The organism is Paenibacillus lacisediminis (assembly GCF_046567315.2).
In genome coordinates this window covers 592,760-606,869 of record NZ_JBKIAX020000001.1, presented here as the reverse complement: position 1 = coordinate 606,869, position 14,110 = coordinate 592,760, and the positions used below count along the sequence as shown (strand labels likewise).

The following is a 14,110-nucleotide window of genomic DNA, read 5'->3' as shown; positions in this document are numbered from 1 at the left end:
AAAATTTCAAACCTTCACGGTGTATGTCCGGACGGCATCGCCGGGCGCGACGGTTTTTCGCACCAGCAGCACGTCGCCGCTCAGGTGGACATCGGCAAACCGGTAGCCGCGCGGCCCCTGATGGGAGAACAAAACCGCATCTTCCGCGCCGCCTTCGCCTTCGCGCGCGATCGACAAGGCTGTAGCCAGGTGCGGCGCAACCTTGTTGCCATAGCTGTCCAACACTTCCAGCTCACTTACGGTAGGCGTCGCCTCCCCAGTGCGCTCGGCGGGATACAGCACCGTTACGAATTTGGTGAAGCCGCTCCCCTTTTGCCGGAAAACAAGTCTGCTTGAGAACGTTTTTTCGTTGTAGTTCCGGGAAATCCAGCACGGCTCCACCTCCATCTTTACCTGCCCCAGCGGAATCAAGAGCAGCGAAGGGCCGCTTCCGTTCGGGGAGCAGGCTTTGGAGAGGCCGTCCTCCTCAAAGCTTAGTTCCAGCCCCTCGGCAAAATGAAACGGGAGCCTGTAATCATGCTCCACCTCACCATGCGCACGGCAAGTATCGACCACGACCCAATAATCCGGTTTGACGAACAAAATTTGCCGCAGCACCTGCACCGGATGCGGCAAACGCCAGTACCCGTCATGGCCGGCCTGCGCGTAATCGTATTCCGGGGTGAGCCGCCACCAGACATCAAGCGGGCGTGCCGGGTCCCGCCATTTCCAGGAGTCCACATAGGTTGAAATGGTCCTGCCGTCGACGGATAACGTATTGTGCTGAAGCGACTCTTTGAAATACTGACGGTATGCATTTTCCATGTAGGTGTTGCGCCCGGCATCGGTCAGGAACTCCCGCCCGTAGGCGAACAAATTGATCTGCAGCAGGTCGTCGTGTCCGTGCGCCCGGATCACGTCCATATGCCCGGCGTCAAACGTCAAGTAGCGGGCCGAGCGGCGCCAATCGCTGCGCATAAAAACATATCCGCTTTGCGCCAGCCCGATCGAGGCGAATTCCGGCTCCCGCGCCGGAAGCCGCTCATAATCGGCGAAGCCTTGGGGGCCGAAAAACCAAATTCCTTCATAATCGAGAGTCTCGTAACCTTGCGACTTCAAATCGCCGCGCCCAAACAAAACCGCTCCTCGCGCCAGCACATCGCGGATGTCCGTCATGTCGCTGTCGCTTAAGGCCGGCTGATGCCCGTTTGGCTGCACCAGTGCCAGCGAAGCGGTGTACATCCGGTTCAAGGTGTCCTTCAAGACGGGCGGCAGCGGCACGCTGTTCAATTCCCCGAGCCGCACAGATTCGAACAGGCAGTGCAGCACCTCATGGTGGTACATGCTGCACTGCTCGTTATGCAGCCCGTCTTCGAACACCTGCAGCGGGCACATCTCTTCAAGACGCCGGATCGCCGCCCTCAGCCGCTCGTCCGCACCTTCAACCCCGGGGAACAGCAAAGCCAACTGAAACAAGCCGTTCGTCTCCAAAAACCCCCAATTACTCTGTCTATCATGCGGCGTATAGGCAAGGCTCAGGTACATGCCGTGCCGGCGGACCGCCTCCTTGAACAACGCCTCCTCTTCCTCGCCCCAAAGCCCGGAGACGCAGACGCAATAGTACCCCTTTAACCAGTGCGTGATCCGGATGCCGCTGTCCAGCTTGCGCCAGGTGTCTTTTACGTTGTAGGCCCGGTTGGCGCTGCCTCGCACTTCTTCCTCAGTCAGCGGGTTTTGCGTCATCCAATCTTTCAGCAAGCGAATATAGCCTTCCGCAAACCGCTCTTCTCCAGTGAGCCAATAGGCTTGCCCCAGCTCGCCCATATATCTCGCCCGGTTCAGCATCACAAGCCACTCCAGGTCGCCACGGTGACGATAATTCCAGTTGATCCGCCCCGGAAACACGACCTCTTCCTCGCAGCGCTCCATATCCCAGCGATGGGTAAAAATAAACGTGTTCCGGCAGGCCAGTTCGGCCCGGTGGATCACCTCCCGCACCTCTTCCGGCCAATGCCTACGGCAAGCGTCCGCAATAAACCCGCGATCTTCCTCCTTCCAGTAGAAACGCCTCGCCTCCAGTGATCTCTTTCCCGCTGCGGTATCGTTTGGCAACACCGGCTTCATCCGCCTCCTTTTTTGTGATTCGGGTTTTTGCTCAAATACGGTAGCCTACGCTTCATTGAGCCACTCGTCCAGATGCCTGCGGACGAACTCATCGTCATTAAGATCAGGATATGCGCGATAGACGCGTTCAATCTCTGCAATTTGTCCCGGCGACAATTGTTCGTCCGGATTGAGGCACCAGTTGCCCGCCAGCAGCCCTTGCCGCCGCAGCACTTCATGAATGCCGGGAATACAGCCCTTGAACCCGTTCGCCGCGTCAAAAAAAGCCGCATTCGCATCGGTGATCCTGACTCCCCGGCTCAGCCATTCGGCGGAAGGGACTTCCCCCCGCTCGCGCAGCGCGATGATTTCCTCCAGCATTTCCACCGCCTTTGACGTCCACACCGCCCAGTGCCCCAGAAGGCCGCCGGCGATGTTTTTCTTCGCCCATTGTCCGTCCGCGGTCCGGAACCGGTACACTGTCAGCAGATCGGCCACAATGTTGTCGTCGTTGCCCGTGTATAGCGCAATGTCGTCTCCGCGGCTCGACTCGCACACCGCGCGAACGACATCCAGCGTCTGGTACCGGTTGAACGGCGCGATTTTGATCGCCTTCACTCCGGGAAGCTCCGCCAGCTCCCGCCAAAACGCATAGCTGAGCCGCTTGCCGCCAACCGCCGGCTGCAAATAAAAGCCAAACACCGGAATAACCGACGATACCTTTTCGCAGCGGTGAATCAGCTCCGCTTCGCTCAAGTCTATGAGCCCGCCGTTACTGACCAGACCCAAGTCGTAGCCCAGTCCGGCGGCCGTTTCCGCTTCGCGCACCGCTTGCCCGGTCGGCCCGCAGATCCCCGCCACTTTAATGAACGGGCGGCCCAGCCGCGCCCGCTCCACTTCTTCGGCGGCAAGCCGCAGCACCGGCTCATACAGATCGATCCCCGGTTCGCGGATTTCGAACTGCGTCGTATGCACGCCTACGGCGATTCCGCCGCTCCCGGACGCTATATAATACCTCGTTAACGCCCGTTGTCTCCGTTCATCGAGCCGGCGGCCGGCATCGAGCGCCAGCGGGTGGGCCGGAATCACGGTCCCGCGATGCAGCAGCTGCTGAATTTCGGGTTTTAAATTTTCTCCCATCAAAACGCACCTGCCCGTTCCTGAAAATGCGTTGGCTTGCTAAGCGTCTCTCCTCCGGCTTCCACCCATCCCGCCGTCCATTCGATCATCTGCCGGAGCGATACCCGCGGATAACCCAATTTGGCATGGGCGGCCGAAGCGTTGCTTAGGAGCGCAGTCGATTGCTCTTCGCCGGCGAAAACCGGCTTCACGCCAAAGGCATCGCCAAACCGTTCGGCCAACCAGCGCACCGATACCGTCTCCGGGCCGGTTACGTTCAGCGTGACCGGAGGCGACTCGCAAAGCAGCAGCGCACGGATGGCCATTTCATTGGCATCCCCCTGCCAGATCACGTTGACCATTCCCATGTTCAGATCGATCGGGCGGCCCTCTTTGACCGCCTTGGCGACCTCCAGCAGCACGCCGTACCGCATATCGATCGCATAATTTAAACGGAAGTTTACCAGCGGAGTCCCATTTTTGCGGGAAAAATATTCGAATACCCGCTCCCGCCCCAGACAGGACTGTGCGTACTCACCGATCGGCGACGGTGCGGTCTCTTCCGATGCGCCGCCCAGCTTAATGTCGGTCAGCGGGTAAATGTTCCCGGACGAAAAGGCCACGATCCGCGAAGTTTTGTACTTTTCGGCCACCCGCCCCGGCAAATACGCATTCATCGCCCAGGTGAAATATTCGCGGCCGGTCGTCCCGAATTTGTTGCCGGCCATGTAAATGATGTTCTGCGCTTCCGGCAGGCCTGCCAGCGCCTGCTCATCAAGCAGATCGGCCGCCAGCGTAGCGATCCCGACCGATTCCAGTTCACTCCTCAGGTCCCCCGACGAAAACCGGGACACCCCCGTGATTTTGGCCGGTTTTCCGGCCGCCGCCAGCCCCCGCCGGAGCAGCCTCGCCAGGCTGGGCCCCATTTTTCCGCCGACGCCCAGGATCAGGAAATCGCCGTCCAGCTTGGCCAGGTCCCCAACAAGCCGGTCGGACGGCTCGCTTAAACACTGCTCCAGCTCATTTACCGTTTTCACAGCTCCCACCTCTTCCGCGCAACTATTTTTTTCAAATGTCCTGCTGCGTTACCTTTATGTTAGAAGCGGCGGGAATACGAGACAACGACCATATATCGTCCTAAATTGCCTGTGCTATGTGAGGCCGTGCGAACTTCTCCTTATGCGCGCGTTGAGTGGTCCGGGGCATGTTTGGATGACTGTCGGCCGCCTGGCGGCTCCATATTTCGAGGTGGACTTCCCTAGTGCAAAACCAGTGAGAAGCCAGCGCAAAACCAGTGCGAAACCCTAACGGACTGGAAAGACCTTATTTGCTCATTTCCCTGGTATTTCCCGCCGTAACGGACCGAGGAGACGTTATTTAGCTCCAGATGAGTCTATTTTGGAGAATTTATAGCGAATAAGGTCATCTGGGTCCGTTAAAATTTTCGCAGCCCTGTTTTGCAACAAATAACGTCCCTCACTTCCGTTAGGCTTCGCGCCTCAAACCAATGTTACGTTTCTCCCGCCAATAAAAAACGCCCCGGCCAAGAGTTTCGTCTCTTTCAGCCAAGGCGTCTGCTTATTTTTCTTTACGTTATTCCGGCGCGACGAACTCCACTTTAATCCGGTCCGGATCTTCGCAAAAAACGGCATAATGGCCTTCCCCACCGGCAAAAGGATGCTTGTCTTTATACAAAACCGTCACTCCCTTTTCCGTGAGTTTTTCCGTCAGCTCATCGACATGTCGCCGCGAACGGGCATAAAATGCGAGATGGTTAAGTCCGGTCCGCTTCCGATGGTACGGGATATCCAGATATTTTTCCTCCGTTTGGACAAAAACGATGTAACTTTCCCCATGTTTCCAACTGATTCCATATTGCCACTTTTGATATTCCCTGTAGCCAAGATCGGTTAGCAGCCAGCCCCAAAAATCGATCGTAGCCGGCAAATCCGAAACATTAAGTTCCACATGGTGAATCATGGCGTTCTTTCACGGTGAGCTTTCAATTTAAAGCCCCCACTCTCCACTTCCATTTGACAATCGTCGACGACGATCAATTCCGCCGGTGACGAAATCGCCGGCAGATCCGTGGGGAACCACGGTCTGCCTTCTTTTACAAGGACCAGAACCCCGCTCTCATCCCCATAAAAACAAAAATGATCGGAATTTTTGGGGAATATATTGGATATCTGATTGACTTCAGAAATGAATTCATCGAGATTATCGACGGGAACGCCGAATTCTTGCACGCGAACCCAAGTCTTTTCAGCGGACAATTCCTCTCCAGTAGGGAGAATTTCCAAAATATTGCCCTGAGCATCCTTAAAATACACTTGTTTTCTTTTCCACACTCCTGACATAAACTCGGTCTGACCCGTTTCATCCGCCAATAATGGGCTATGTTCAACAATTTTTTCAAGTATTCTATCAAAATGCGCTTTATTCACAAAAAAAGCATAGTGGTAAAACGTATGCAAATCACCGCTTTCGTAAATAACCACGGTTTCCCCCGCATCCACGGAAAATGAAGTATTCGTTTCTTCCAGAATAGGAAATCGAAGCACGTCGCGATAAAATGATTTCAATTCGCTAAATTTATTGGTTTTCAATTTTAGCTGTTTAATAATGATAAGCTGTCGCCTCCTTTACTCCATCGCAACTTCCATTTCTTTTACAAACACTCCCGTCCCCGAAATAAAAACGTCCATACTGCCGCCATTGCGCACCACTCTCACCCAAACTCTGCCGTCCCTGCCTATTTCCTGGCCTTGTTCAACCGCAAATTCCAGCAAAGGCAGCCGATCGTCGATATACTTCAGGTAATACGCCCCCATCACGCCGGAAGCCGTGCCGGTGACCGGGTCCTCCACCGTACCGGAATAAGGCGAAGAAAAATGCCGAGCATGCATCAAGGCCTTCTCGTCATGTGCCTCAAAACAAAGCGGATGTACGGATGAGCGCGGATTTTCGACCAAAATCTGAGGGAATTTCTCGTTACGGGGCTGCATGGCTTTAAACTTACTTAACTCCTTGATGGGAATCAACAACGTCCATGTCCCTGTGCTGCCGTACACGATCGGTTTGGATAGATCGAGATCTTCCTTAGCCAAGCCGATGGATTCGGCCAATTTTTGTACATCCCCTTCAAACGGAATAAAGCGGGGAGCGTCTTGCTTCATTGTAATCAAAATCTGTTCATCCTTATTTTCAAAAGAAACGGGCAGCACGCCAACATTGGTTTCGATATGGAAGTTGTTTTTGTCCTCAAGCACCCCCCGCGTTCTCAGGGCATATAATGCGCCGATGGTAGCATGACCGCATAAGTTCATTTCGTGTCCGGGCGTAAAATACTTTAGCCTTAAATCCGCTTTGTCCGACTTCAGGACAAATACGGTTTCATTGAACCCGACTTTCCCCGCAATGCGGAGCATGTCGTCTTCGTTCAAACCTTGGCAGTCCAGCACCACCCCAGCCGGATTTCCTTGATTGACAACGGATGAAAAGGCGTCATAATGCAGAACTTTTACTTTTTTCACGTTTTCTCCTCCAAACATTCCGGTTTACGCATCAGGTTCTCCCGGCTGCCATCCGGTTTCTTGCGACCAGAGATGGGCCCGGTGCAATATCTCCCATACGATGGGGCCCTTGCCCTCCACATACTTGGGACGGTCATGCGCAAACAATTTCATCAGCCGATGCTTCTCATCAGCGTATTTCTTGTATTCCTCCTGATGTTCCCTTAAATAATCCCTAAAAAGCAACGTCATTTGTTCCGCAAAACTTCCGGCGCGCCTTACATGAATATGCGTTCTTCTGCTCCCGGGAACTTCGCGAAAATAGCGTTTGGACTTGTCCGGGTTATCGCTTCTCCATTGAAATCCCAATGATTCGATTTTATCGCGATAGCTGAGTTCATCCTCCAAAACGGCAACGGATATTTGGATATCGATAATCGGTTTGGCGTCCATTCCTGCAATCGACGTCGAACCGACATGATCGATGCGTAACGCCGTTTCTTGAAGCGTATTTCTCAACCTGTCACCAAGCTGCCAAAATAAATCTTTCCATGCCGGATCATACTTGGCTATTTTCCATTGGTCCTCCATGTTTAACAGCTCCTTTTTTTTACAACTCCGTTGATCTACCTTGTGCCGCCCTCCTCATATACAATTCCGCAAGCGTAAGAGAGCAAATTGGTCTGCATAACGAAAGAAAGCGGCAAGCCCTAGCTCAAGAAATGTCTTGAATGCAAGGTTTGCCGTCTTTTCGTTACAATATTGCTACAGCATGCTTGGTGATAGGCTTGTTCTAATCATTTGCTATATCTTGAATATATACAACCTCTTCGTTCGCCATCATATTTACCAGTTCTGGAGAAGCCCAATATTGGCCGTTATATTCAACAACATCACCCGATGCTAGATATTTCAGCAAGGTGGCTGCATCCCCTGTACTATAGGGTACCCATCCTTTAAGATCTAAAGTGTCATTAGATTTTTTAGAAGAAGAATTTTTTTGGGCTGTAGCTCTTTCTTTAGCTTCCGCTTCGGCCTTTGCCTTTGCTTCTGCTTTTATCTTAGCATCCAGATATACGTCAGCAACTTGTACATACGACAATAAATCTGTTTTTGCTTTATGTTGTTTAATCTTTTTTACACTTGCTTTTGCCTCGTTAATTTCGGTTTGTTTGATGGATTTTTTGACAGCCGTTTTTTCTGATGATGTAAATAATGAATCCACCTTCTTGGTTGCTGCCGAGATTTGTTTGAATTGACTTGCAGCCTCATTTATTTTAATCGTTAAATCAGCTACAAAGGCTGGCTTATCCGACTTCAATGCCTCCAGCTGACTTTTGCTGGACTCTATGTCAGGTGACTCTACGATTGCTCCATTCTCGTCGAACAGATTATCTATGCTCTGCTTTAAAGCATACATCTTATCTACATCACTTATGTCCGAAGAGGCTTTGGCTAATAGTGCGGAAGCTTCGGGAGAGAGCTCTTTATTATCATAGGCTGCAAATAAATTATGTACTCTTTGGATCATATCTTTGTCAATCGGATCAGCCAGATTCTTTTTTTGTTCGTCTTGATAAAGGGTGTTTACCTGCTCTTGAATACTAGAAATATCCGCTAGGATAGCCATCTCTTTTTTCACTTTGTCATCGTTAATTTTCCAAACCATAAAACCGGCCACACACACTACTATTAAAGCAAATGCAATAGCAATGATTGGTGCTTTCTTCATGTTCCATTCTCCTTATAATGATGTAACTAGCGCGAGGCGTCACTACAAACCTAGCAGTCCTATCTCAATGACTTAAGACTCTCGGACTTCCAAGGATTCATAGGTAAAAAGTAATAAATTAACATTACCAAATATTTTCTGGAGCTGCAAGAGACGACTTCAAAGTTTCATCAAACGAAAACGACCCAACCTTAGATAACTCATATCCCAGGTGGGTCGGTTGCGGCCTTGAGCTCCTGCCATGATCATACCTTTTACAACCATGGGGCGACAGCCTCGCTTATTTTTTTAGTTTTAGCCGACATCACTTGCCATTTCCGAATATAGTCCGGGTTTTAGCCCGCCATTTTACTTTATCTCGACAAGCAAATTTTTGCGCGCTACGCCGCTGTCTATGGCAGCTTTGGCCACCGCCAGCCGGATTCGTTCCACCACACGGGAATCAAACGCATCCGGGATGATATAGTTTTCGCTTAGCTCCGAAGGATCAATCACGGAGGAGATCGCTTCCGCCGCCGCCAGCTTCATCGCGTCGTTGATGTCCGTGGCCTCGCAATCGAGAGCTCCACGGAAAATCCCCGGGAAACAAAGCACGTTGTTGATCTGGTTCGGAAAGTCGGAGCGGCCGGTCGCCATCACCTTGACATAGGGCGCGGCAAGCAAAGGATCGATTTCCGGCGTCGGGTTGGCCATGGCGAACACGATCGGATCTTTGGCCATGTTCCGCAGATCGTCGACTTTCAGCACGTTTGGAGCCGAGACCCCGATAAACACATCCGCTCCCTTGATCGCTTCCGACAATGGTCCCTGTTCATTGTGCGGATTCGTATATTTAGCAAATTCACTCCAGTGCTGGTTCGCGTAAGCTACGTTGCGATTAATGGCGCCTTCGCGGTCGACGCCGATCAAATTGACCGCGCCCGCCTGCAGCAGCATTTTGGAGATGGAGATGCCCGCAGCACCAACGCCGTTGACGACGATTTTGACCTCGCGGATATTTTTCCCGCATACCTTCAGCGCGTTCAACAATCCCGCAAGCACCACGATGGCCGTTCCGTGCTGATCGTCATGGAATACGGGGATGTCCAGCTCGGCTCTCAGCCGCTCCTCGATGACAAAGCAACGGGGCGAAGCGATATCCTCCAGATTGATGCCGCCGAAGGTCGGAGCCAAAGCTTTTACGATCGCAATAATCTCCTCCGTATCCTTCGTATCCAGGCAGATCGGAACGGCGTCCACCCCGGCAAACTGCTTGAACAACGCCGCCTTGCCCTCCATGACCGGCATCGCCGCCTTCGGTCCGATATCTCCCAAGCCGAGCACAGCCGTTCCGTCCGAAATGACGGCGACGGTGTTCTTTTTTGTCGTAAGCTGATAGGCCTTTTCCTGGTCCTCGGCAATAGCCTGGCAAACCTTGGCAACCCCCGGCGTATATACCTTAGAGAGATCTTCCTTGCTGAGAATCGGATGCTTGAGCGTCGTTTCCAGCTTTCCGCCCTCATGCAATTGCATAATCTCCATTAACCGCTCCACGATATCGCCGCCGCCAAGCTTTTGCGCCGCAGTTTCGATCAATTCTCTGTCCTCCTGATATTGCACCGAGATCTTCACCTCGGCCTCCGCCATCCCTTGTTCGTTCGGGTCCTGAAGCTCGACTTGGAGCACGGTTCCTTGATACGTCTCCACAATGTTCACCAGGTTTGCCATATAGTCGCTGCCGCTTTTGTACTGCACGCGCAGCGAAAACAAGTAAGAATGATCCAGCGTTTGATTCATCGCGGGTCGCCTCCCAAATTGATTTTGTATTTTTGTATAACAATGCTCTTATCCAATCAATAAATCCTTAAGTTCAGCCTCCCCAAACGGAGATTAGCAGCGTGGCCGCGACAACGGTCAGCGCCCCGCCGATTCGTGTGGAGATTTGCGCAAAAGGCATCAGTTCCATCCGGCCCGATGCGGAAAGAATCGCCACATCACCCGTTCCTCCGAGCCCTCCGCGGCAGCCTGTCACAATGGCGGCTTCTATAGGGTACATCCGGATCCATTTTCCGACTATATAGCCTGTCACAATCATCGCGGCAATTACCGATGCGCAGACGAGTACGTAAGGAATGGAAATAAGCGCGGCAACATCCTCCAGCGGGATGTACAAAATGCCGAGACCGACCATCAGCGGCCAGGTCAGGGTGCCGGACACGAATTTGTAAAGGTGGTACGCGCCTTGTTCAATTTTGTACGGAAGCAGCCTGAAAATTTTCAGCAGCGCCGCGCCAAAGATCATCAGAATCGGGCCGGGAATGCCAACATAGGGTGACAGCAAGCTACCTGCGATAAACAGGCTGCAGGCAAACAGCAGGCCGCCGCCCATCAGCGGGAAATCGATTTTTTCCGCATCGTAATGGCTTCCGCCAAGCTGCTTACCGCCCTTCTCTCGGACAAGAACGCCGTTGCCGGTAATCGACGGGTTTTTGTCGGCCATTTTCTTCAGAATACCCGCCCCGATAATCGCAAAGACGTTGCCGATAACTGCAGCCGGAATCATCTGCGCCACATATTGCCCCGATTCTCCGCCAAGAATTTGCGAGAAGGCGATCGATAAAGGCAGGATGCCTTCGCCTACGCCGCCGCCAATGATCGGAACGACAATGTAGAAAAGCGTGTGGTGGGCGGTATAGCCAAACAGCATGCCCACGCCCAGTCCGACCGCAACGGCGGCGGCCGTACCCGCGATCATCGGAATGAAAATCCGGATAAACCCGCTGATCAGCGTCTGGCGGTTCATCCCGGTAATGCTTCCCGCCACCAGGCAGGCGATGTACAGATAAAGAAAGTTGGACGTTTTCATCAGTGTGTGCACGGCGTCAACGACCGGAGGATTCAGCACATTCCAAAAAACGAGGAACGACGGAATCATCAGGGACAAAATCGCCGGACCGCCGATGTTCTTCAGCAGCGGGAGCTTGAAACCGAGATGGCTCAGCAGCACGCCCATAATCATGATGACGGCCAAGCCGCCGATCATGTCGTTTGGCAGCTCGCCAACGGCGGCGGCAGCGAAAATGACCAGAGCCAGCACGATGTAAATCGGCAAAGGAATCACACCGATCTTTACGCTGAGCACTTTGGACAGCAAACCGTCCGCCTTGTCGGCAGGCTGTGACTTCGGTTCACGCGAAATGGCCTGCGTCTGTACAGTTTTTTCCATAGGGGAAATAGGCCTCCTTTGATTAAATTCAGCCTCATCATAGCTTTTTTGTAAGCGCTTTTGTTTTTATGTAGATATTGATCGAATTTTTAAAGTTTTTAAAGTAAGCGCTGTCACAAAATAGACAACCCCCCTTGCTCGCGCAAGGAGGGCGTACTTTATTGCAAATATTTCGTGATTTGGATCTTTCCGTGCGGCGTTATTTTGTACTTCTGCACCGGCCTGCCTACGGTCCCGTAGATCAGCTCCATTTCGAGGATGCCCCTGGCCTCCAGCTCGGTCATGTATTTGCCGGCGGAAACCCGGGAAATCCCCGTCGCCGCGGAGATGTCCACGCTTGTGAAGCCTTCGGCAGAAGCCGCCTCGATCGCGTTCCATACGGCTTGGAGCGTCTTGCGGGTGAAGCCTTTGGGCAGCGGTTGGCTTTGACCGTCGTTCGCGGCGGCATGCGTGATCGCGTCAAGCTCCGACTGGACCATGCTATCGGCTTGCTTGAATAGCGTAGCCCGCTTGCGATACGCGTCCATAGCCATGCGAAAGCGGTTGAACTCAAACGGCTTGATCAAATAATCAACCGCCCCGTTGTTCAGTGCCTGCCGGATGCTGCTCTTGTCTCTGGCGGCCGAGATGACGATTACATCCGTAGGCAGCGCTTTGCGGCGGATTTCGCTTAGCAGCTCCAGCCCGCTGCTTCCCTTCATGTAAATGTCGAGCAGCAGCAGGTCGTAATGCGCGGAATCCAGCAGACCAAGCGCCTGCTCGGCGGATTCGGCCCAACCTTCGGCCCGGAAATCCTGAATCTGCTCCAAATAAAATTTGTTCATTTCGGCAACCATCGGGTCGTCTTCAACAATGAGTACATTAATCATGAGTCCCCCATGCTTTTGCTTCGTACGGTATGCGTACGATAAATTTCGTTCCCGCGCCTTGTGCGCTTTGGCACCAAAGATGCCCGCCCAGCTTGTTGACGCCGCGCATCACCAGGTACAAGCCGATGCCTCTGCTCTTGCCTTTGGTCGAAAAGCCCTGCTCGTAGATCCGTTTGATCATCTCTCCCGGGATGCCCGCGCCGTTGTCGCTAACGGTCACGGTTAACTGCGAGTTTTCATGGGAAAAGCCGACGGAAATATCTTTGCTGTCTTCGCCCGGTTCGGCCTCCAGCGCATTTTCCAGCAGGTTGCCCACAATGGTGACCAGCTCATGGGCCGTTTCCGCATCCGCGCATTCCGGCAGCACGTCCTCTTCGAGAATATGCATCTTCACCCCGGCTTCGCGCGCCCGGCTCAGCTTGCCCAGCAGAAAGCCGGCCATCACGGGTTCCTTCACCTGCTTCACGAGCATACCGGCCTCCGACTGGAAATGCCGGATGGTTCCGCTCAGATATTCCTCAAGACGATCGTAGCGCCGCATATGGTTTAATCCGGCCATGACATGCAGCTTGTTCATAAATTCATGAGTCTGGGCCCGCAGGGCTTCGACATACAGCGAAACGCCCGACAACCGCTCCATCAGAACGTCGATTTCGGTCTTGTCCCGAAACGTGGCGATGGCGCCCTGGGTTCGCCCGTTCACTTTGACGGGGACAACATTGGCCAGCAGCGTCATCCCGTCCTGCTCCATCTCCATGTCGTTCAGCGGCTCCCCGGTCTCCAGCACCTTGTCCATGCGCAGCAGCGGGCAAAGCTCCTGCGCGTTGCCACCGGCTTCGGTTATACCGATAAGTCTCCTCGCTTCGGCGTTGATCAACGTGATATACCCCCGTGCATCCACGGCGATGATGGCTTCCTTGGCGGATTGCAGCATCGCGCTGCGTTCCTCAAGCAGCTTGGCGATTTCGTCCGGTTCCATGCCGAACATCATCCGCTTAAGCCTGCGGGCCAGCAGCACCGCCCCGGACACGCCGAGCACGCCGCCGGCAGCCATCCCCAAATAAATAATCCAGCGATTCTGCCGCACCGCCGAATTAACATCGTTCAGCGCCAGCCCAACCGCAACCGCGCCAACCGGCTTGCCGCCAACGATCACCGGAGAAAACGCTCTCACGGATTTCCCTAAGGTTCCCTTGGCGATGGATACGGATTCCCTCCCGTTTAGCGCTTCGGCTTCATCGCCGCCGATAAAATGCTGCCCGATCTTATCCCGATCGGGATGGGATAGCCGGATGCCTTGCTTGTCCATAACGACGATGAACTGCACCCCGTTCAGCGTGCGGATTTCTTCGGTAAACTCCTGCACAAGCTTGGCGTCGGCCTGGCCGTTTAGCGCGCTCTGAACGGTTGGATCCTTGGACACCGTGCGGGCGATTGTAATCGCTTTATGCTCCAAATCTTCCCGGGTCAGCCCGGAGATTTTCATATTAAACAGCAAATAGACGGCCAGCAGGACCAAAGCCAGCACGGAGCAGACCATCAGGGTAATCGTCGTTTGCAAACGCAACGTTCGGCCGAAGAATTTCAT

Annotated in this window: 12 protein-coding genes; all 12 read right to left on the bottom strand. The window is 53.3% G+C overall.

Going from position 1 to position 14,110, the window contains the following annotated elements; all coding sequences use genetic code 11:
- Positions 1 to 6: 6 nt before the first annotated feature.
- Positions 7 to 2,103, bottom strand: a complete 2,097-nt coding sequence (locus ACLD72_RS02590) for an alginate lyase family protein (protein WP_410998101.1) — start codon at positions 2,101 to 2,103, stop codon at positions 7 to 9.
- Positions 2,104 to 2,148: 45 nt separating this feature from the next.
- Positions 2,149 to 3,222 (bottom strand): dihydrodipicolinate synthase family protein, encoded by a 1,074-nt coding sequence (locus ACLD72_RS02585; protein ID WP_410998103.1) that lies wholly within the window; start codon positions 3,220 to 3,222, stop codon positions 2,149 to 2,151.
- Complete coding sequence (locus tag ACLD72_RS02580; protein WP_410998110.1) at positions 3,222 to 4,238, bottom strand: NAD-dependent epimerase/dehydratase family protein; 1,017 nt, start codon at positions 4,236 to 4,238, stop codon at positions 3,222 to 3,224. Before ACLD72_RS02580 ends, ACLD72_RS02585 begins: the two co-directional genes overlap by 1 nt.
- Positions 4,239 to 4,794: 556 nt before the next feature.
- Positions 4,795 to 5,181, bottom strand: a complete 387-nt coding sequence (locus ACLD72_RS02575) for a VOC family protein (RefSeq protein WP_410998112.1) — start codon at positions 5,179 to 5,181, stop codon at positions 4,795 to 4,797.
- The gene (locus ACLD72_RS02570; RefSeq protein ID WP_410998114.1) at positions 5,178 to 5,810 is read right to left on the bottom strand and encodes a VOC family protein; all 633 of its coding nucleotides are present in this window, start codon (positions 5,808 to 5,810) and stop codon (positions 5,178 to 5,180) included. The genes ACLD72_RS02575 and ACLD72_RS02570 overlap by 4 nt, the downstream gene beginning before the upstream one ends.
- Positions 5,811 to 5,846: 36 nt before the next feature.
- Entirely contained in the window at positions 5,847 to 6,737 is an 891-nt protein-coding gene (locus ACLD72_RS02565; protein ID WP_410998116.1) for a PhzF family phenazine biosynthesis protein, read from the bottom strand.
- A 24-nt stretch (positions 6,738 to 6,761) separates the two neighbouring features.
- A complete protein-coding gene (locus tag ACLD72_RS02560; protein WP_410998118.1) occupies positions 6,762 to 7,307 on the bottom strand; it encodes a GrpB family protein in 546 nt (181 codons plus the stop codon).
- A 202-nt stretch (positions 7,308 to 7,509) separates the two neighbouring features.
- Positions 7,510 to 8,448 carry a toxin Cry1Ac domain D-VI-related protein gene (locus tag ACLD72_RS02555; protein WP_410998120.1) on the bottom strand — a complete coding sequence of 313 codons (939 nt, stop codon included), beginning with the start codon at positions 8,446 to 8,448 and terminating at the stop codon, positions 7,510 to 7,512.
- A 348-nt stretch (positions 8,449 to 8,796) separates the two neighbouring features.
- Positions 8,797 to 10,074: an NADP-dependent malic enzyme gene (locus ACLD72_RS02550; RefSeq protein ID WP_410998358.1), complete on the bottom strand. Its 1,278-nt coding sequence runs from the start codon at positions 10,072 to 10,074 to the stop codon at positions 8,797 to 8,799.
- Positions 10,075 to 10,297: 223 nt separating this feature from the next.
- Entirely contained in the window at positions 10,298 to 11,653 is a 1,356-nt protein-coding gene (locus ACLD72_RS02545) for a 2-hydroxycarboxylate transporter family protein (RefSeq protein ID WP_410998122.1), read from the bottom strand.
- A gap of 158 nt (positions 11,654 to 11,811) precedes the next feature.
- Positions 11,812 to 12,522, bottom strand: coding sequence for a response regulator (locus tag ACLD72_RS02540; RefSeq protein WP_410998124.1), 711 nt, complete (start codon positions 12,520 to 12,522; stop codon positions 11,812 to 11,814).
- Positions 12,515 to 14,110, bottom strand: a complete 1,596-nt coding sequence (gene dcuS, locus ACLD72_RS02535) for a DcuS/MalK family sensor histidine kinase (protein ID WP_410998125.1) — start codon at positions 14,108 to 14,110, stop codon at positions 12,515 to 12,517. The genes ACLD72_RS02540 and dcuS overlap by 8 nt, the downstream gene beginning before the upstream one ends.